Annotated in this window: 21 protein-coding genes; 12 read left to right on the top strand and 9 right to left on the bottom strand. The window is 50.7% G+C overall.

Annotation, left to right across the window (positions count from 1 at the left end; translation table 11 throughout):
- Positions 1 to 5: 5 nt before the first annotated feature.
- The 12 genes from ACYVH9_RS22520 to ACYVH9_RS22465 all read left to right on the top strand — a co-directional run bounded on the left by ACYVH9_RS22520 (position 6) and on the right by ACYVH9_RS22465 (position 13,278).
- On the top strand, positions 6 to 2,330 hold the full coding sequence (locus ACYVH9_RS22520; RefSeq protein ID WP_460638667.1) for a hypothetical protein: 2,325 nt from the start codon (positions 6 to 8) through the stop codon (positions 2,328 to 2,330).
- Positions 2,331 to 2,544: 214 nt separating this feature from the next.
- On the top strand, positions 2,545 to 4,260 hold the full coding sequence (locus ACYVH9_RS22515; protein WP_460638666.1) for a right-handed parallel beta-helix repeat-containing protein: 1,716 nt from the start codon (positions 2,545 to 2,547) through the stop codon (positions 4,258 to 4,260).
- A gap of 533 nt (positions 4,261 to 4,793) precedes the next feature.
- Positions 4,794 to 5,369, top strand: coding sequence for a hypothetical protein (locus ACYVH9_RS22510; RefSeq protein ID WP_460638665.1), 576 nt, complete (start codon positions 4,794 to 4,796; stop codon positions 5,367 to 5,369).
- Positions 5,370 to 5,410: 41 nt separating this feature from the next.
- Positions 5,411 to 6,358: a hypothetical protein gene (locus ACYVH9_RS22505; RefSeq protein ID WP_460638664.1), complete on the top strand. Its 948-nt coding sequence runs from the start codon at positions 5,411 to 5,413 to the stop codon at positions 6,356 to 6,358.
- Between the two features lie 81 nt (positions 6,359 to 6,439).
- The gene (locus tag ACYVH9_RS22500) at positions 6,440 to 8,413 is read left to right on the top strand and encodes a hypothetical protein (RefSeq protein WP_460638663.1); all 1,974 of its coding nucleotides are present in this window, start codon (positions 6,440 to 6,442) and stop codon (positions 8,411 to 8,413) included.
- 57 nt (positions 8,414 to 8,470) lie between these two features.
- The gene (locus ACYVH9_RS22495; RefSeq protein WP_460638662.1) at positions 8,471 to 8,941 is read left to right on the top strand and encodes a hypothetical protein; all 471 of its coding nucleotides are present in this window, start codon (positions 8,471 to 8,473) and stop codon (positions 8,939 to 8,941) included.
- 84 nt (positions 8,942 to 9,025) lie between these two features.
- A complete protein-coding gene (locus ACYVH9_RS22490; RefSeq protein ID WP_460638661.1) occupies positions 9,026 to 9,892 on the top strand; it encodes a hypothetical protein in 867 nt (288 codons plus the stop codon).
- 42 nt (positions 9,893 to 9,934) lie between these two features.
- On the top strand, positions 9,935 to 11,119 hold the full coding sequence (locus ACYVH9_RS22485) for a hypothetical protein (RefSeq protein ID WP_460638660.1): 1,185 nt from the start codon (positions 9,935 to 9,937) through the stop codon (positions 11,117 to 11,119).
- Positions 11,120 to 11,176: 57 nt separating this feature from the next.
- Positions 11,177 to 11,872: a hypothetical protein gene (locus tag ACYVH9_RS22480; RefSeq protein ID WP_460638659.1), complete on the top strand. Its 696-nt coding sequence runs from the start codon at positions 11,177 to 11,179 to the stop codon at positions 11,870 to 11,872.
- A gap of 23 nt (positions 11,873 to 11,895) precedes the next feature.
- A complete protein-coding gene (locus ACYVH9_RS22475) occupies positions 11,896 to 12,378 on the top strand; it encodes a hypothetical protein (RefSeq protein ID WP_460638658.1) in 483 nt (160 codons plus the stop codon).
- 16 nt (positions 12,379 to 12,394) lie between these two features.
- Positions 12,395 to 12,715: a hypothetical protein gene (locus ACYVH9_RS22470; RefSeq protein ID WP_460638657.1), complete on the top strand. Its 321-nt coding sequence runs from the start codon at positions 12,395 to 12,397 to the stop codon at positions 12,713 to 12,715.
- The gene (locus ACYVH9_RS22465; protein WP_460638656.1) at positions 12,712 to 13,278 is read left to right on the top strand and encodes a hypothetical protein; all 567 of its coding nucleotides are present in this window, start codon (positions 12,712 to 12,714) and stop codon (positions 13,276 to 13,278) included. Before ACYVH9_RS22470 ends, ACYVH9_RS22465 begins: the two co-directional genes overlap by 4 nt.
- Before the next feature lie 311 nt (positions 13,279 to 13,589).
- Here ACYVH9_RS22465 and ACYVH9_RS22460 read toward each other — a convergent pair whose 3' ends face one another.
- From ACYVH9_RS22460 to ACYVH9_RS22420, 9 genes are all read right to left on the bottom strand, one after another.
- Positions 13,590 to 13,892, bottom strand: coding sequence for a hypothetical protein (locus tag ACYVH9_RS22460; protein WP_460638655.1), 303 nt, complete (start codon positions 13,890 to 13,892; stop codon positions 13,590 to 13,592).
- A gap of 309 nt (positions 13,893 to 14,201) precedes the next feature.
- Positions 14,202 to 14,573: a hypothetical protein gene (locus tag ACYVH9_RS22455; protein ID WP_460638654.1), complete on the bottom strand. Its 372-nt coding sequence runs from the start codon at positions 14,571 to 14,573 to the stop codon at positions 14,202 to 14,204.
- 20 nt (positions 14,574 to 14,593) lie between these two features.
- Positions 14,594 to 14,794 carry a hypothetical protein gene (locus ACYVH9_RS22450; RefSeq protein WP_460638653.1) on the bottom strand — a complete coding sequence of 67 codons (201 nt, stop codon included), beginning with the start codon at positions 14,792 to 14,794 and terminating at the stop codon, positions 14,594 to 14,596.
- Positions 14,784 to 15,044 (bottom strand): hypothetical protein, encoded by a 261-nt coding sequence (locus ACYVH9_RS22445; RefSeq protein ID WP_460638652.1) that lies wholly within the window; start codon positions 15,042 to 15,044, stop codon positions 14,784 to 14,786. The genes ACYVH9_RS22450 and ACYVH9_RS22445 overlap by 11 nt, the downstream gene beginning before the upstream one ends.
- The gene (locus ACYVH9_RS22440; protein WP_460638651.1) at positions 15,041 to 15,433 is read right to left on the bottom strand and encodes a hypothetical protein; all 393 of its coding nucleotides are present in this window, start codon (positions 15,431 to 15,433) and stop codon (positions 15,041 to 15,043) included. Before ACYVH9_RS22440 ends, ACYVH9_RS22445 begins: the two co-directional genes overlap by 4 nt.
- A 50-nt stretch (positions 15,434 to 15,483) precedes the next feature.
- Positions 15,484 to 16,233 carry a methyltransferase gene (locus ACYVH9_RS22435; protein WP_460638650.1) on the bottom strand — a complete coding sequence of 250 codons (750 nt, stop codon included), beginning with the start codon at positions 16,231 to 16,233 and terminating at the stop codon, positions 15,484 to 15,486.
- 33 nt (positions 16,234 to 16,266) lie between these two features.
- Positions 16,267 to 17,106, bottom strand: coding sequence for a nucleoside triphosphate pyrophosphohydrolase family protein (locus tag ACYVH9_RS22430; RefSeq protein WP_460638649.1), 840 nt, complete (start codon positions 17,104 to 17,106; stop codon positions 16,267 to 16,269).
- A gap of 9 nt (positions 17,107 to 17,115) precedes the next feature.
- On the bottom strand, positions 17,116 to 17,316 hold the full coding sequence (locus ACYVH9_RS22425; RefSeq protein ID WP_460638648.1) for a hypothetical protein: 201 nt from the start codon (positions 17,314 to 17,316) through the stop codon (positions 17,116 to 17,118).
- Between the two features lies 1 nt (position 17,317).
- Positions 17,318 to 17,725 (bottom strand): hypothetical protein, encoded by a 408-nt coding sequence (locus ACYVH9_RS22420; RefSeq protein ID WP_460638647.1) that lies wholly within the window; start codon positions 17,723 to 17,725, stop codon positions 17,318 to 17,320.
- Between the last annotated feature and the right edge of the window lie 2 nt (positions 17,726 to 17,727).

The following is a 17,727-nucleotide window of genomic DNA, read 5'->3' as shown; positions in this document are numbered from 1 at the left end:
CCACCATGCAAAAGTTTGATCATTTTTACCGCTTCTTTACCCTTTCGGAGAATGGAAAGGAGTTTCCGACCAACCGACTGACCCCCGCCGAGAAATACGCCATCATGCCGGTTTTGCCGGGGGATATGCTTCAGTTCATCGTTCCGCGCGTTGATCTGGCCGGACTTGATCTGGACTTCGCCCGGATCGATCTGAAGAACCTGAAAACCGGAGCCGTTACCGAAAACGCTGGTGCTCTGCGTCGGCAGGACGGCGAGCTATGCAGCCGTATTCGCATTGGAATCAACCGCGCTCCGAAGCCGGGGGAAATCCGGCAGTTTGCGATTATGGGTACCGCTCCCGATCCGGCCACCGGCGAGCCGGTAAAGCTGCCGGTACTGGGAACGTTTACCGGCGCACAAACTAACCTGAACGACTACGTTGCGGCCATTCAGGAGCACTTTCAGAACTACCCTTACACGCCGGTTTCGGTGGATCGGTACGGCAATGAGCTATTAATCCGGGCGTACCACGGCCCCCGGTTTCGTCTGGGCAATCAGCCGCTCGGTATCGGTCTAGGACGCAATCGTACCTACAACGACAACAGTCCGAGCGTAAGCGCCCAGAAAACGGGAACGGTGGTCAAAGCCGCCAAGGACAGCTTTCGGGTGTCGATCTCGACCGACATCGAAGCGGGGAATATCTTCAAGCTCGGGGCCGTTACCTACGTGGCCAACTCCCGGCAGACTCCCGCCGATGTACTGGCCGGCCTCGGCGTTTCCGCTAGTGGCCGAATCGAGGTTGCGCCGGGAACCGTGCCGATCCACAGCGTACAGCCGGGGGCCATCGCACTCAACAACCGCAACCGGCCAACAATTTCCATTGTTTACAGCAGCACCTCGGGCGGTTCTGACCTGTACGATGTCATCATCGGGGCGGATATCCAACCCGGAAACGTGTTTCAGATTGCCGTTCCGGGGCAAACAAACCGCTCGTATGCGGTCGCTCCCGGCGACACCGTGGCGACGGTCGTAAACTACTTTGCGAATGTCGGGGGTAAACTGTCCGTTCCGGCAGGCTCACAACCGCTTCTGACAGCCGTTCCCGGCTCCCGGTCAATCACCAATACCAATACCCCCGGAATCACACTGACCGATAAGGTCGTTATACCATCCGCAACCGTGGATCAGTACCGCGTGTACATCGGAACATCGATCCGGCGCGGCAACGTCTTCATTCTCGGAGCCAAGAGCGTCACAGCAACGGATGACGATACCACGCTGACCATCGCCGAAAAACTCGACTACACCGGACACCCGTTCACGGTCGAGGTGCCGCAGAATAGCGAATTGACAGCCTACGCCAAGCGCGGCATGGCACTCAGCGAAGCGAACATTGCCGCCGTCGATCTGATCGACGGTAGTGTCTGGATGAAGGCGCTGCCGCTTGTCTGTACGGTATCGATCCCGAAAATTCTGGAAAACGGAGCGTATCAACTTCTGCTGACTGATAAGCGAACCGAAGCGACCGTAGCGGTCAGCAATTACCTCCAGGTGACCGATTTTGCCCGCGATACGGCATTACTGCGCTGGGGGGATGATTTTCCGGGGTCGGGGCGCAGCATCTTCGGCTACGACTACGGCGAGCCGGGACTTATGCAGCAAGTTCGAATCCCGGCTTTTTTGAGCGAATCCCGGCAGTTTCAACAAGAAACGCTTTACACCGGCATTGATTCGGTGGAGCGTCGGCAGTCGGCCCGGTTCACGCAGCAACGGACGCTTACTACGTCGGCGCAACCTGCTGTCTTTCACCGGGTATTATCGGCAGCACTAAAACACAACCTCGTGTCGATCAATGAGATTCCGCTGCTGTGCTCCGGGGAATATTCCGAATCGGAGTTTATTGGTCGCAGGCAGCTTTTACAGGCACAAGCAACCTTAACAGAGCGGCAAAGTGAGCGGTCTATGAATGACTTCTATCCGCTCAGTGCCGAACTGAGATTTGCTTTGATTGAGTCGATTTCAGGAGCCGAAGGCTTGCTTTTTTATTTAAAGGATAGCAATACAACCCTGCCGATTAGTGACGCGACAAGAATCACTCCGGGAAGCTACGAGCTTCTGGTGCGTTGCGAAAACGAAAGTCGTCACCTGATAGTCTATAAAAACGATCTAATCTTAAATCGATATGAACTGACGGCCCGAATGCTACACCGTACAGAATCGTTAAGTCTATTATCTGGCGAACGATTGCGACTCGTTGTTTTGAAATCAATTCCAACTGAAGTATCCGAATTTTACAATGAACCATTGGAAAAAGGATTCGATGCGGCATTTAATGAAGATTTCACCTGATCGACAGTGCAGAAGGTAATATTTTTTATATATTTCGAGAGTTAATATTAATATAAACTAAATTAATATTATGACTTCAAAAGAAGCGTTTTTCGCTTTAGTTGACCAGAAAATTCCTGATAATACAGTAGGTCTTATTAAGCCCAGTAATCTACGGGGAACATGGAAAGATTTGGCCGAAAACCTTTATAGTGACCCTGAAACAACTGCATCCATGCTGGCTGGGTTATCCAAGCGTGTAACGCAGGTGCCGGTTATTGCAGAGTTTGCCAACACGGATGCCAGCGCCTGTTTGCATCCGGACGGGTCGCTTTGCGTTCAACGCTCAGGTTCACTACCAGCCGTTGGTCAGAACTTCCTGTATTTTCAGGGGCCAACGGGTAAATACTACGAACGCTTTGTCTCCGACGGGGTGTATTCGGGGGAATGGGCGGGGCTGATTGGCGATGGTATTGCGGATGATACTACGAAGTTAATGGCGGCTAGCCAGGCGGTTGAGGGAAAAGGAGTGCTTAAGCTATTTCGATTCAAGACCTATAAGGTTAATCAGATACCTTGTCGGTGCGATATTGATGGAAACGGGGCGACCATCAAGCTTTCCAATTCGCAGAACTCCTCCATTTTTAACATTAGTGCACACAATGTGACACTCACGAATCTGGTGTTGGATTATAATAAAGCGGGGAACACGACGGCCGGATTGGGGAAGGCCTGTGTGTATAACATTGGCTATAACGGACTGACGCTGGATAATGTTACATTCATCAATGCCAATCGGAACGCTATTTACGTCAAAAATAGTACTGATGGCGTGATCGATAACTGTCGTTTTATTAACAACAACGGAGAATCCATCTTCCTGCATGGCGGCTGTAAAAGATGGACGATTACTTCCAATAAATTCAAAGATTGTCTGCGGGATTATATCAAAATCCATGCTCACGATGGTGTTAATACGAACTGGGAAACTCGCGACATCATTGTTCAGCGCAATCACCTCGATTATTCGGGGGTTGTCTTGCCAACATCCTATAACACCCTGGCCATTGAGGTCTGGCGGGGTGATGCGTTTACCAACAGCAAGTCCGAAAACATCATTATCTCCGACAACATTATCACCGGCAGTAAACAGCCGGGTTCGGCCCATATTTGGGGGATCTCGATGGATAACACCGACAATTTTATCGTTTCCAACAACATTGTTCGTGATGGCGTAAAGTATTGCTACGAAGCGGCAGGCTGTCAGAATGGAGAATTCAAGGGCAACCACGGCAAAGGCTACGACAACCGGGGCATTAGCATCTCCAAGGCGCGGACCAATAACATCAAAGTAGAAGGGGGATTCATTGGCAATGCCGTGGGCGTCGAAACAGTTCCCGGTGTATTCAGCTACGAAAACATTTATGGCCTCGAAGTTACGGCAGGCACTCAGGTCGATATTGACAGCGTAAAATTTGACGACACTGGCGAACGAGCCATTTTCTACAACGGCGGGGGCCACGGGGCAACAATCAACAATCCGAAGTTCAGTATCGCTCACCAAAAGGGTAATATGACCTGTATCTACATGTTTAATGTGGTGGGCTTTTCGATAACCAATGCTAACGCATTTCCCAATACAACTCTTGCTACGGCAGATTTTGGAATGCCCGGCGCGCGGATTCAAGACTGCCGCAACTGGAACATCAAAGGGTGCACACTGGATGGACGTAAGGCCGTTACGCTGGCTCCGCTCGGAACAACCTGTATTACGGTTTCGGGTAACTCCGGTCGGGGCATCTTATCGTCCAACTGGATCGGCAGTTATTCCGTCTATGCGATTGATACGACAGCCGCCACCTCTGACCCCATTCAGGTCAAGAATAACTACCACTACCAGATCGGCAACGCAACCAAATTCAACATCAGAGGTACGGACATCGGCGATTAAATCAGCGCAACATGGAAATCACGATAAAATCAATCGACGAGGGTAATGGTATTGTTGTTCTCGCCGGTGACGTTCAGGATGGCTACCGAAAAAACGTAACTATCAACGGGAGACTTTACCGGCCTCGGTTCAATGCAGGACAATGCTGGCTTTTCATTGGCAAGCCATTAGGGAGAACCTATTCCATCAAAATCTAAATGGATCAACTAGCTCATATTACATCCGGGGCGTGGGCCGATTCTCAATCGGTTGAGGTCTCTTGTAATTTTACAAATGGCGCGCAGGTGCTTCTATTTCGGGGCGAGCAGCTCATTGGAACGAGCTTGCTCACTGCTGGACTCAGCACCATAAATGTATCCCCATTGGCCGCAGGGGATTTGATCTACGCCTGCATTACAGCCAAGGGGAATCAAGCGGGTACTCCAGTTATTGTTTCCGCTTCAAAGGTGCGATTTTCGGGGTGGAAAACCCCAACAGAGCTATCAGTTATTACATCTGAAGGAGAAGTCTTAATTGTTTCCGCAGAGTTATTTTTGAAGAATTACGGATACCTGCCAGCCCCTATTTATGACCCAGAAGGTGTCGGGGCGATCATCCACCCGGAATATGAAATTCCCCCTGTCGGCGGTATTCAGTTTGACCTGACAATTGTTCAGAAATTCGCCGAAACACTGCTTTTCGTGCGGAACATTCGGGGAATCAAGGGTAATCCACTGGTAAGGTACAACGGCGGCAGCTGGACGAGCACCACCTCCAAAACGTACACCGAAAACGTGACGGCCACGATTGACGTTCGGGGCGAAGACGACACCGAATACACTTCGCGTCAAGAATCTATTGCCGTTGATTCACAGCCCACGACGGCGTTTTACCTGACGAAGCACATCGATTATGGCAACAACAGTGTCAATACGATCAACAACACGAATGATCCGGTCGAATACATGCTGGAAGGGTTCGACATGACGTGGCGACCGAACATGATCTATCAGGCGGGCGAAACCCGGTATATTTATCAGAATGTCCCGAACGGCAATTACATCGCCTGGGTACGGTTTCCGGGCGACCTAAATCCGGCAAACTGGGGCAGGCTCCCGTTCACGAAATAGTCTTAGTATTTTCTTTTTCACTTTATAAACCACAATTTTTTATGTCATCATTGGCTGACTTTCTGCCTGAAAACACCGACCCGCAACAACTGTCTGTACGCATTCCGTTGGACAATGTGGGTATGATCCCCAAATCAAATTTTATCGCGCTGGCACTGGTAGACCGTAACACGCTGCCGAATTTTGGCGAAGAAGTGACCATTCCCGGCGAAACGCCCATCACGCTCAGTGCCAGCAATCTCGTGGCAACGATCAAAGAACTGACCTTTCTCGGAAAAGCATGGTTCTTCGGTGAAGGCACCGTGAACGGTCGGAAAGCGAAGCCGGAAGAAATGCTGGAGCCGATTCCTTACGGAACCCGTACGGAGCAACGCGCAACCGGCGAAGTGAAAGAAACCGTGGACATTGATTTCAAGTACATGTTCCTGAACATTGCTTTCTTTAACTCCCTGCGGGCTGGCAAAAAGGCGTTCGACACGTACCTGTTCACGAACAAGTCTGTGCAGGTGGTTCGTTTCGATACCGAGAATCCCGTCTTCAAAAACATCGGTCACGAGCTGACGGGTGAGTTCGGTAACGACATCGCCGGTAGCTTCTCGCTGATCTGGAACCACGAAGAGGGCGAGCTGATCCCGACGTTCGGGATCAAAGACAACGAGCTAAAAGCGGAAGAATTGCGGTACACGTTTGGCGCGTTCACCGTCACCGGCGCGGTCGTCGTTCCCGGTACCGTCAATCGGTTTACGCTCGCTACCGGCACGGCTGCCGAGTTGACGCGTCCGGTCTTGGAAAAGGGCTCGCCCCGGTACTCGATCTTCAAAAACGCGAAGGAGCCAATCGGTAATCTGCCGGTGACCATCGACACCAATACGGGCGAGGTGAACATTGCCAGTACGCTCGCGGCTGGTCGCCACAAATTCACGGTCGCGGTCGAGAACGAAACCGGCATTTTCGGCAGCTACACCTTCGAAGTGCAGAAGGCCGCTTAATTGATTCCTTTTTTTTGACATGGCATAGTTAATATTAATATTGACTATGCCATTCTTTTAGCATCAAATTCTCACCCTGTCATGCTCGTATTTAACCGCGATATTTCCCCCTATCTTCAACAGTGCGCGGGTGGCAATGCCCCCGGTGGCGCACTGCTACACCAATACTATCCCGAGTCGGTCAAGCACAAAAAAGCGATTAATGAAGTATTCGGTGAAAAATACCCGCGCTACCTGAATATCAACCGTCCGAAAGAACGCGAAGAACATAAAAAGTTTCGGAAGGAGGTTTTCGAGCAGCAGGGGAATCCGTTTCTAGGACTGCGCTCGCAGGTCATCAATGCCTTTGATTATATCCGTCAGGCGGACGATTTTGATATCCAGTTTCCGACCACAGAGATTGACGAAGAGCATTCGCTGAAAAACTACATGACCAGTTCGTCATTCTCCCCGGAAGGCGGGGCTGTGAACTGGTTTTTCAAGGAGTTTGCTCCCGACTACGTGAACGATCCGAACGCGGTTTTTCTGATTCTGCCCGAACAGCTTCCCGAATCTGATCTACTGTATACGGAGCCGAAGTTCTTGGTCATTCCCAGCGAAAACGTTTTCATGCACCGGAAGGGCAAATTTGCCGTGCTGATGAGTCCCGAGCGGCATTTCATCAATGTAAACGGGGTGCAAAAGCAGGAAGGCATTACGCTGTATTTTGTCGATCACGACAGCTATTCGATTGCCCGGCAAATGGGCCGCTTCGTCAATGCCGATTCGGGCCGCAAGGAGGCCAACTGGCAGGTTCTCGGCCACGAAAATATTTACGATGAACTAGGCCGAGTCGTGGGTAGTAATTTCCTGCCACCACGGCATTACTGCGAAATGATGCCTGCGTTCAAGCTGGGCAAGAAGCGGGCGAAGAAAAACAATATGGGCGAAGAGCTGCATGTCAGCATTCTCTCCGACTCGCTGCCCTACGTGCGAAAAGCGCAACAGATCGATAACGATATTTTTGTCGAGCTGAGCTTTCATATTGCATCTCAGGAATGGCGGAGAGCTACCGGAAGATGTGGCTATCCGGGCTGCACTGCCGGTGTGATTGTGGAGCGCGAAGACGACGGAAGCGGCCACATAAAAGACGTGAAGGAGTGCCCCAAGTGCAAAGGTACCGGTTATAATAGCTCCGGTTCCGGACTGGAACTGATCTGGGTCACGGGTGGCGAAGACGAGGATTTCGGCGGAGGTAGCAAAGCGCCCAACGGCGCTCCCGGTGGCTACATCCCCCGGTCAATTGAGCCGCTTAAAGAATTGGTGCAGGAACTAAAGCGCAACACCGAAGAGGCTTACGCAACGATGAACATGCAATTCATTCGCGTGACTCCGCTGGCGACGTCCGGTACCTCGAAACGGTACGACCGGGAGGAATTTTACCGCGAGCTAAACACCCAGGCTGATCACATTCTCGAATTGCTGGAGGAAGGCTATAAGTGCGCCGATGCCATTCGGTTTGCGCCATCCGGTCGGGCCGGTGAGCAGATTCCGAAAGTACTACGTCCGGTACGGTTTAACCTCGAAAATGCCGAGTTGACGCGTGAAGAGCTGAATAACGCGAAGGATAAAAAGTACGATTCGGCGCTGGTGTCCGCCTATGAGATCAAGATGCTTCAGTACACGACCGGCGAGCAATCGGACCACTACCGGCGCTACATGGCGAAGACGAAGTTCGACCCACACCGGACGCTGACGTATCAGGAAAAGCTACTCCAGACGAACGAGATTTTCACGAAAATGAAGCCGGAAGACCCGAAAACGCGGCTGGCAATTTCTGAACTCCACTTCTCGGTCAACTTCGAAGGACTCGTTAGCCGAGCACTCCGGGAAGATCCCGATTTCTGGCTCAAGGACGACAAACAGCAGTACGAAACGCTTCAGCGGTACAACGAAGATTTGATTGGCGAGCTACGTCCCGCGCCGATGGCGAAAGAGGAAATGCCGCCTACCACCCAGATGAAAGTACAGCCAGGCGTTGACTTAGAAAATGTTACGCAGACCGTTGAACAATAATTTGTTTTTTATATATTTCGAGAGTTAATATTAATATAAACTTAGATAAGATTTTTTATGGACAAAAAGACTTTTGAGCAACTATTCCCCAACGATGAGGTGGTTGTTCAGTTCGGCCCCCGGACGGTTGAAGTGGGCCGGAAACTTCAGGAAGTTGACCCGCCCCGCAACGTCATCATGACGGTGGCCGGATGGGAATCCATCGACCGGGACGAAGCGGGGGAACCGATCCACACCCCGGCTAAATTGCTCGGTATGCCCGCCTATAAAACGGTTGTCGATCCCAAGTCGCCGACCGGCAAGCGCAAAGATTACGACATCATTCCGTTTGCGGAAGAGGGCGAATTGGAGGTTGAAGAGGATTCGCTGCCGGAAACGGAAGAGGCTGAAGTAGAGCGGTTCATGAATGCAACTTCCGGACTCGCCAAGAACTCCAAAGCGTACAAGGAGGCCAAATTGCAGCACGAGGACAATCTCGCTCGCATCAAAGCCGCCCAGGAGGATTCGGGCAACGAAGACCCCCAATAACGATTTCGTTCGACGGTACGGGTGCACTCGAAGCTGACGAACTTTTTTATTACTGGAGCCACCGGCTCGAAACACTCAAACAAAATGAAACGGAGAATTCTTCTCGAAAACCTTTTGAAAAAATCCGGCCACCTGACCGACGACCAGATCACCAAACTTTTTGAGAATCTGGACGAAGAACACCCGGATGAGGATGCGACGAAGTTGCTTGCCAGTTTGCTCACCGCCGACGAAGCCGTAGGTAACGACGTGATTTTTAAGACTGTGAAAGGTCGCGCGAAAGCCGAAGCCCTCGATCCTATCGATGCGATGCTGAAGACATTCGTTCCGAAGCTAAGTGCCGATCAGAAGAAAGAGTACGACAAGTTTGGCGCAAACGATTCTCACAAAAAGTACGCTTTCATGCTGAAAGCTTTCGATGAACTTGGCACGAAGTCCGGTGACAAGAACTACAACGATCTTCAGCAAGAGTTTACCGACCTGAAAACCAAAATTCAGAACGGCGATTACGTCGAAAAGTCGGTATACGAAACAGAGAAAAGTGCCGCGACGACTGCACGGCAACAGGCCGTACACATGTCATTGCTGGCGAAAGCGATTCGGAATGGCAAACTCCGGGACGTTACCAGCGACCGTCACTTCGAGCGCAACTTCGTGGCTGACGCGGAAGAGCTGCTCAAAAACGGCGTTGGCGAGAAAAAGTTGAAAGGGGTAATTGATTACGCTACCGGCCAGATCATGCGAGCCGACAGCACCGAGCAGCCGCTTTTGGTGGATGGCAAATCAGTCACACTCGATACGCTGGCCGATCTGACGATTACCCAGTACGATTGGGCGAAAAAGTCCGATCCAACCCCCAAAGGCGGAGTAATTACCGCCGACGACTCTGCAAAAGCTGGAATGTCTGCCGCCCAGCGACGGAATCTACAAATGGACAAAGGAGACGCGTAGCAGCTAGTCAAACTTTTTCACATTTAACCGTCACAACGCCAAATGGCAAACAACATTAACCTTGGCCCCGCGCGGATCGTTCGTGCATCCATCATGCACACGATGGAAAATGGCCGCAAGTTTAACAACATCGGTACGTTACAGGCGCTGCGCTCCCCGCAAAACGCTACGCTGACGGAAGCGATGAGTGCCACCTACGCGAACAAGAATCAGAAAATGTCGTTCGTGCAGGGGTCCGGGGGCGAAGAAGATATTATCGCCCGGGTGTCGCTGAATTACACCCGTCAGTGGTCGCCGACCTCCAAGCGATCCAGTCGTCAGGTTACCCAACCGGGCGCTAATGGGCTGGACCGTCCGGCAGCCCCCACAACCGTCAACGTCGATTACGCGCTTCATAAGGAGTACGAAATCGAGTTCAAGACGATTGACTTCGCCACGATGGAGGACGAAGCCGAATCGTACTTCGAAAGCCTGAACAACAACGTTTCCGGGTCTGCCGGTGAGTACAAAATGCTGGGGCAGATCGGAGCGCAGTTCGCGGATTCGGTCGAAGAAGGGTTGCTGTCACCGATCAACGCGGCAGCTCTGGCGGCCGTCATCTCCGGCATCGGTACCAACCTCGTGACCAACACGAATACGGCCACGGAGATTTACCTGTACGACAAGGAAGGCCGGAAACGGGACGATTTTTTTGACTTCCTGGGCAACATCAAAACCGTTCACGGCATCAACGGAAAATTGATTGTTATTGGTGGCCTGAAGCTGGTAACGTACATGCGTAAGCAGAAAATCGTCGGCATCAATGACCTGGGCACCGATGCGGCAAAGATGTACAACGAGCTGCCGATTGAGTGGTATTACGATCCGGCCATTGACACCGCCTTGGGTCAGGATAAAATCCTGATCATGAGTCCGAACTCGGCTTGTTTGCAAACGATTTTGGAGCACGTTCACATCGTTAAGCAGAAGGAAGTCGCTCAGACCAGCTTCGGCTTCGCAGCCCTCCAGATTGCCCCGTACGACGCGGACACGTTCGCGCTTGACCTTGACTTTCGGGTTCGGTCTTACGACACGACGAAGTACCCGAAATGGGTCTTCACGCCCTCGGCGCGCTTCGGTCTGTTCACGCGTCCGGCAGGCTACTACAAGACCTACGGCGGATGGCAGACGGTCACTGGTATTTTTCAGGCGCAACTCGTCAACGTCGAACCAGACGCTGAAGAATAATCAACTCTCCACCTGAGCCGGTCGGTCGAAGCTGACCGGCTCCCATCTTTCACCAACATGCTTCTTAGTGGATTTCTATTTGCTATCGCGGCCTTTCTGGGGCTGATGCTTTATCTCGGTCGAAAAAAACAGGTAGCGGCCTACTGGCCAGCTCCTGAGAAACACCCTCAGGATCGGTACACGGAGCGAATAGAACGGCAGCAGGCCGCAAAAGCAAACGAATTCAATCCGCTCGACTGGCTCGGCAAAACAACGGCGGGTGCACTGGAACAGGCGCTTGAACCTAAAACCGAGGCAGCGACACCCGCAAAGCCAGAACCGGCAGTTGAATCGCACGACGGATTGCTCATTCGGTACCTCCCCCACCTGAAGCCGCTTTTGTACGCCGGAAGTATCGCACTGCTTTGGTTTATGGCAGCAGCCTGGTACAACAACCTGTCGCTGTACGTCCCGGAAGCGGCTGATGCCATTGGCGATTTCAGGATTCTGTTTCTGAAAAAGGTTGTCGGAGCAGTCATCCCCTGCCTTTCAGCCGTCGCGGCCTCTGTATTAATGTTTTTCATGCTTTTTCCACCAGTTTACAAATACCTCAACGGATGGACCTCCAAAGACTTCGATCTGTATACCGACCTGAAGAATCTCGACCAGCCCGGTCCGGCCCGTCGCGTCATGTTTTTCTGCTTTCTGTTTACGCTCTTCTTTTTGGCATTCCTGCATTTCTTTCCGCTCAGCCTACAAGACCTGACCCTGTAGAGGGGCTTGATCCTGTAGGCGTATTGAAGCTCGAAAACACCGTCCGAGAGAAAACCAACCGCAATGACCACCCCCGCATTACAACGTTCAACCAAACGTACCACAAGCAGCTACCGGCAAACTCCGCGTACTGCGGCACGTCGCTGGAGTGGGCGATTAAAAAGGCAGGCTGGGGACTGGACATTGAATACGCTCCGCTCGCTCGCAACTGGGCACGGAAGAAAAAGCACATCGTTTGGTCACGATCTGGCGGGGCGGTGCCCGGAAAAAAGCCAACGCGGAACGATGTCGTGGTTTTCTATTATCAGTCGCGTTGGCACGTCGGGCTTCTGGAGGATTGGCAGGAAGGCTCAGTGTATTGCAAAACCGTCGAAGGAAACACCTCCGACCGGGGAGTATCAACCATCAAAAAGCCCACCGGCAAAGAAGGAGTTTATGATGAAAAGCTTCGGAACAAGAAGGACATTTATTGCATCGTTCGTCCTTATTACATCCCTATCTATTAGTGCGCTGACCTCCTGTGTGGAGGTCAATCACGATCCGAAAGACCAACACTGGTCGTCGGATTCGGTACTGGTCGCCAAATCCGAGGTCGATAGCACGGCCATCTACCGTTGCGACACCTGCCAGTTTGCCAAGGCATACAACCGGGCAACACGCCTGCACACGCAGCACAAAAAATGCGCAACCTGCCCCTGGGAAACGCTGTCGCTTCGTGAGCGCAAAAACAATGTAGGCGACCTGCCGGAGCCAGACACACCCGAGTCCAGGCAGCCCGAACGAATTGCAGACACGGTTAAACTTAAATCCCCCGGCGATCAGGCCGACAGCAATTTCCCATGATAACTAAAATTTGGACATTTCTTCGCGGCCTGAACCTGAGCAGCATCTTTCAGGGCATCACTAAACGGGTCGGTATGGTTTTAAAGCCCCTCTGGGACTGGTTCTGGAGTCCGATTCCGCTCAGCCTCGGCCCCCTGCTCATTCTGATCTTCTACGCCCTGCGGGGTTGCGACAACCACCGAATTGCCTACACGTCACAACGGGAGGCCGATCTGGAGGACTCGATTATTTCCCTGCATAGCGAAATGGTCTTTCTGAAAATGGATACGTCGTTCGCGAATCGTCAAATCAAGATTCATCAAGCACAAATCTTATCGCTACAAAATGACTCGATTCGGTATCATAATTTCCTTATTTCTCTGCCTGACGACGCTTTGCAGGGCGACATCGACGCAGTGTTCAATCGACCAGCAGCCGCAGCAGGTGTCTATCGATACATTCCGTCTGATCCCGGCACGGCCAGTGAAGCCAGCTTCCGTCACGCTGACCCCCGAGGGCGCCCGGCTGGCACTGGAAACCAAATTCCGGGTCGCACTGCTCGAACAGGAAATCAACCTCCATAAGCAGAACCTCGCTCTGAAAGACACCATTATAGCCCAGCTTGGGCGCGCAAACCTCCAGTTAAAACAGCTCGTCAAAACGGCCTCCAAGTCCAACGACTCACCGCCCCCGCCGACAAAGCCACCTTTTAACTGGGCCAGAATTGAAAACTGGGGTTGGAGGATTCTGTTTGTCACCCTGGCCGTGACCGCTACGACGACGGCATTAACGAAATAAGCACAGCAGACGATACCACCCTTTTTCAATGTAAAAGCCCCGACAGTCATGCCGGGGCTTTTCGTTTTAACTATGAGTAAAGATAATTTGTTTTAGACTACAGAAATTCAAGCAAAAGATTCATTGTGTAGGTCTTTGTACTCTGATCTACATCAGAGTTAATATGGGTTACACCCACGACTTTACTGTTCAGGTTCGCTCTGAACGAAGGAATCATATACCACGGCTTTTCAAGTGTAAAAAAACGTTCAATCGCCATTCTGCTTATTAACTGGCGCATATCATCTACACTTCGGTGAGCTGGCGCTCTCATCATATAATCCAGTAAATCACCACCATTGATAAAATCGGTTTCTGCATCTACACCTTCCCAGATGTCATTTGTAGTTGTTGTGCTCATAAGAGATTTTGTTTAAGTATCTATAACAAAAAAACGCTCCGAACAATTCGTCGGAGCGTTTCCAGTTTCTATTCCTAAACCCTTAACCTTTTGTAGCGGGGGCCGGGATCGAACCGGCGTAGTCACGGCTTATGAGACCGGAGGGTGACCAACAACCTCCCCGCGATGTAGAGAAAACTGCGTTACGAAATCACGCAACGCAGTCTGAATCTTACCAATGTTCATTACTGAGATTCGCGTAGCGATTACAAAGTTAATATTATAGTTAACTTTCAAAACATAATCGCATAATTTTTATTAAATAATTTTTCACAATGCCCGTAGGTCTTCCCGATCGGTCGAAATAATACCCGTCAGCGGGTCAGACTTCTTCAAGACGTTTACGGTTCGGTATTCAAAGGATGTCGCGTCAGGTAGCTCGAAATCCATATCCAGCGCGAACCAGATCGGGCGGTCGTAGTGCGGCCTCTCTTTTCCATCAACCGTGACCGTTCCTACCTGCTTAACCTTTTCGAGTTTGACACTCTGCTCTTTTCCAATCGGATTGCTGTCGGAGTCGAAGAGCTTCAGCCGGAGCACCTGCATTCCTAAGTTTCTCCGTTCGTGCCATTCGAAAAAATACCGCTTTATTCTTTTGCCGTTTACCGTGAGGTATTTCACGATGACGGACTTGATTTGCATAGATGGAGCCATATGAGGGATCAGTAGAAAAACGTAATGTAGGCAAAAAATGCAAGTGCCGCGATCCAGATTCCGACGAGCACCAGCGCAGCATCGTACCACCAATTGGCTCTTACCCACTTTCCGTGGACATCAAGGCGACGTCCACGGAAAAAGCAAAGTGCGGCCAACGTGAGCAGAACCGCCGTGTAGATAAGGATAACTTTCAGGTTATTCTCCATCTTCGACGTTCGTAAAAGGCGGTAGAGCAGTAGCAAAGATCGGCGGCTGTGACGGTCCCCCAACAACCCCAATATAAATACGCTTCGTTACGCGCATGACCTCAATTTCGTCGTCGGTTAGCTCCCAGCATGAGATAACGTTCCAGCCATCACGGAATACCGGCAGTGGTACTACTTCCGGCTGATCATCCGGCCACTGTTGCGGTGGTCCCAAAACTCCATTTTGTTCGGGAAATTCTACGGGCCTCATCGGTTGGTGGCGTAAAGTGGTGATACAGCTGGGCTGCTTTGAATCTCTGACGTTGCCGGAGGAGTGAACGGGTCACTCAAAAACGGCTTCAGAAAAGCGATAGAGGTATCACCGATCGTAATTGTGTAGGCATTCTGAGACTGACTAACCGTAATTGCTCCAGCCTCACATTCGAGCGTTAGGGCACCGGCTGGGTCTGACGTGAGCGATTCCATAATATCAAGGCTCACCGAAGTAAACTCAGCGGTTGGTTCAGTGGCAAATCGCAATGATTTAGCATTTGAAGCCCCGACCAAGTACAACACTCCCCCATTTCCTTTAACGATGATTGAACAGGGTGTCTTTTCGCGAACGGCAGCGGTCAGAATGGCAATGATTACTTTTTTCATGATAGTTATTTTGTTTGAGGAATTAATAGTAATACTAACTGAAAAGGGTACTAATTATCGATTACGACGACGCATGAGCGTACATTTGTACCGGATGTTGCAAATGCGCCTTCGGGTAGATCACGGAAATTACCGTCAACGTCAGTCATCCACTTTCGAAAATCCCGACTCGGTTTATCGCTGGCAAACTTCCAGTGCGGAGACATAATAGCCACGAGTCGGCCTTCGTCAGCCAGGCACGCGTACATTTTGCGAACGTGAAGGATATCCTGATTTTTGGCAAATGGTGGATTGGCAATAATTCGGTCGTAGAGTCGGTTGTCTTCCTTTTTGAGAAAGTCAGCACCACGAAACTCCATGGGCGCCCGCTTCTCGATCAGCTCCCGGATTACTTTGATGTTCCGGCCCCAGAGTTCGAAAACGTCGATCTTGATTTTTGGGTGAACATTCCAGACAGCTTTGCAGATATGGCCCGTGCCGGCCGATGGCTCCAGTACCGAGTGATGTGCTTCGATGTCGGCCAATTGAACCAGCTCAGCCGCGATGTTCATTGGAGTCGGGAAGTACTGATACTCCGAGGCCATGTTACGAATGCCGTCTTCGCGCAGGCTTTTCAATTCATCGCTCGGGTCTTGTTCGAAAACAAACGCCCGCACACTACCGCCTTTCCATTTTCCACCAAGTCCTTCTAAAACTTTGGCAAACTTCCGGTAAAGTTTGGGGTCCAGTTGTACATCCGGGAGTCGGAGCAACTTCCCCTCCTGGGTGCATGCCTCTAAAACGTCCTGTACTTTTTCCATTCGATATTTTGTTTGAGTAATTAAATTGAGGTTCTAGTAAGCCTTGCCGTTTTTTCCGGTCAAGGCGTTATAATTGAGTTTAGCCCTTACATGAGCATCAATATCAATACTCTTCAGAGCGCAGAAGCTCAAGATGCGCAGAATTATATCGGCCATCTCATCCTCTACCCTGTGTTTGATAAGGTTATTGAAGTGTTCTATTTTTTGGCTATCTGTCAAGTTCTTGATTGACTCCATAAATAATCGAATATCAACCTCAACCCATTTGCCCGTACGGTCTGCCTCAACAGCTTCGCTGACCTCAGTAACCACCAGCATCATGTAATGCGACAAGGATTGTACTTCATCGTAAAACCCCTTGTCTCGATTGATACCATAAATTTCATCGGACAATACATTTAAGTTCAAGGCCCGAATCCTTTCTGCTGTAGCACTTTGAAGCTGAGACCGCAATTGCGCGATTGTGGTTTTACATTCTTCGACTTCATTTTTATGAGCCAGGTCATTTTCTGCCTCATTCTGAATATTTGAATCGACATTCATTCCCCGACGGTACAATGCCACATGCTCACCCGTGATGTCGAACAACTTTGATCTTAATTTATAGTGTCGCATTCCACCACGCCCGGCGCTCTCGGATTGATCAATTGCTTTGATCCCTACGAGTAGACTCAAGAAGTCGTTGCCTATCTCGTATTGCCCACAAAACTCATTAGATTTAATCGGAACCCAGTTCATTTTAAGCAGCTTCTCACGAAGTGCTGTCAGTGCCTCGTCGTACCTGACAATTGCCAGTCGATTTAAAGCCCTCATTTTTTTGTTCAAAGCATTACGCTTTTGAAACAATGGCAAGATGGGTGTAACTGCATCCATTAGAATTGATTATTGAAGAAGATTTGACATTAGGAAACGTAAAGCTTTCAGACGGTTCAGGGCTGACTCCATGACCGCAATCTCGTAATCGGCACTTTCCTGCTTCAGCTTGCCGGACTCAATACGCTTGGGGTACACAGACTTTCGCAGTCCGATTTCGCGGATCAGGCATTGAATCTCCTGATCAATGGTGTATTGCTGTTGCGGCATATCAGTAGCGTTTATCGGTCCAGTGAATTAGCTTGAATGTGGCCACACCGCCCCGCTCCTGGACAACCTGCCGAAACCAGCTCGTAAACTCTTCTACCGAATCGAAGCCGTCGTTACGGGCTAGGTCAATAATCTCGTCGTCCAGCATCCAGCGGGCATCGGAAGTTTCAGAGTCGGCAATTGCGATTTGGAGAATACCACCCGAAACGGCCTCCATATAGATCAGTTGACGACCTTTGCAGGTGCCATCCATGAACTTGCGGTAATGCTTTGTGCGAACACCAACCGCGAACTGAATCGGCATTCCGACCCGCCAGCGGTTGTTTACATCCTCCCGGATCGTGTGAATTTTTGAGCCGGAAAGGATCTTCTGTTCGAAGTTCGTCGGGCGGCTAGTACCCTTGAACATAA

The organism is Larkinella harenae (genome assembly GCF_054780515.1).
The sequence above is the reverse complement of the archived record's forward strand: the minus strand, read 5'-3'. Positions and strand labels throughout refer to the sequence as shown.

Bases quoted from the DNA above. Each gene is read 5' to 3' on its own strand.
- ACYVH9_RS22495 (WP_460638662.1), top strand. From the start codon at position 8,471: ATGGACAAAAAGACTTTTGAGCAACTATTCCCCAACGATGAGGTGGTT.
- ACYVH9_RS22465 (WP_460638656.1), top strand. From the start codon at position 12,712: ATGATAACTAAAATTTGGACATTTCTTCGCGGCCTGAACCTGAGCAGC.
- ACYVH9_RS22455 (WP_460638654.1), bottom strand. From the start codon at position 14,573: ATGCAAATCAAGTCCGTCATCGTGAAATACCTCACGGTAAACGGCAAA.
- ACYVH9_RS22505 (WP_460638664.1), top strand. From the start codon at position 5,411: ATGTCATCATTGGCTGACTTTCTGCCTGAAAACACCGACCCGCAACAA.
- ACYVH9_RS22515 (WP_460638666.1), top strand. From the start codon at position 2,545: ATGCTGGCTGGGTTATCCAAGCGTGTAACGCAGGTGCCGGTTATTGCA.
- ACYVH9_RS22485 (WP_460638660.1), top strand. From the start codon at position 9,935: ATGGCAAACAACATTAACCTTGGCCCCGCGCGGATCGTTCGTGCATCC.
- ACYVH9_RS22435 (WP_460638650.1), bottom strand. From the start codon at position 16,233: ATGGAAAAAGTACAGGACGTTTTAGAGGCATGCACCCAGGAGGGGAAG.
- ACYVH9_RS22480 (WP_460638659.1), top strand. From the start codon at position 11,177: ATGCTTCTTAGTGGATTTCTATTTGCTATCGCGGCCTTTCTGGGGCTG.
- ACYVH9_RS22425 (WP_460638648.1), bottom strand. From the start codon at position 17,316: ATGCCGCAACAGCAATACACCATTGATCAGGAGATTCAATGCCTGATC.
- ACYVH9_RS22445 (WP_460638652.1), bottom strand. From the start codon at position 15,044: ATGAGGCCCGTAGAATTTCCCGAACAAAATGGAGTTTTGGGACCACCG.
- ACYVH9_RS22450 (WP_460638653.1), bottom strand. From the start codon at position 14,794: ATGGAGAATAACCTGAAAGTTATCCTTATCTACACGGCGGTTCTGCTC.
- ACYVH9_RS22520 (WP_460638667.1), top strand. From the start codon at position 6: ATGCAAAAGTTTGATCATTTTTACCGCTTCTTTACCCTTTCGGAGAAT.
- ACYVH9_RS22430 (WP_460638649.1), bottom strand. From the start codon at position 17,106: ATGGATGCAGTTACACCCATCTTGCCATTGTTTCAAAAGCGTAATGCT.
- ACYVH9_RS22490 (WP_460638661.1), top strand. From the start codon at position 9,026: ATGAAACGGAGAATTCTTCTCGAAAACCTTTTGAAAAAATCCGGCCAC.
- ACYVH9_RS22500 (WP_460638663.1), top strand. From the start codon at position 6,440: ATGCTCGTATTTAACCGCGATATTTCCCCCTATCTTCAACAGTGCGCG.
- ACYVH9_RS22460 (WP_460638655.1), bottom strand. From the start codon at position 13,892: ATGAGCACAACAACTACAAATGACATCTGGGAAGGTGTAGATGCAGAA.
- ACYVH9_RS22420 (WP_460638647.1), bottom strand. From the start codon at position 17,725: ATGTTCAAGGGTACTAGCCGCCCGACGAACTTCGAACAGAAGATCCTT.
- ACYVH9_RS22440 (WP_460638651.1), bottom strand. From the start codon at position 15,433: ATGAAAAAAGTAATCATTGCCATTCTGACCGCTGCCGTTCGCGAAAAG.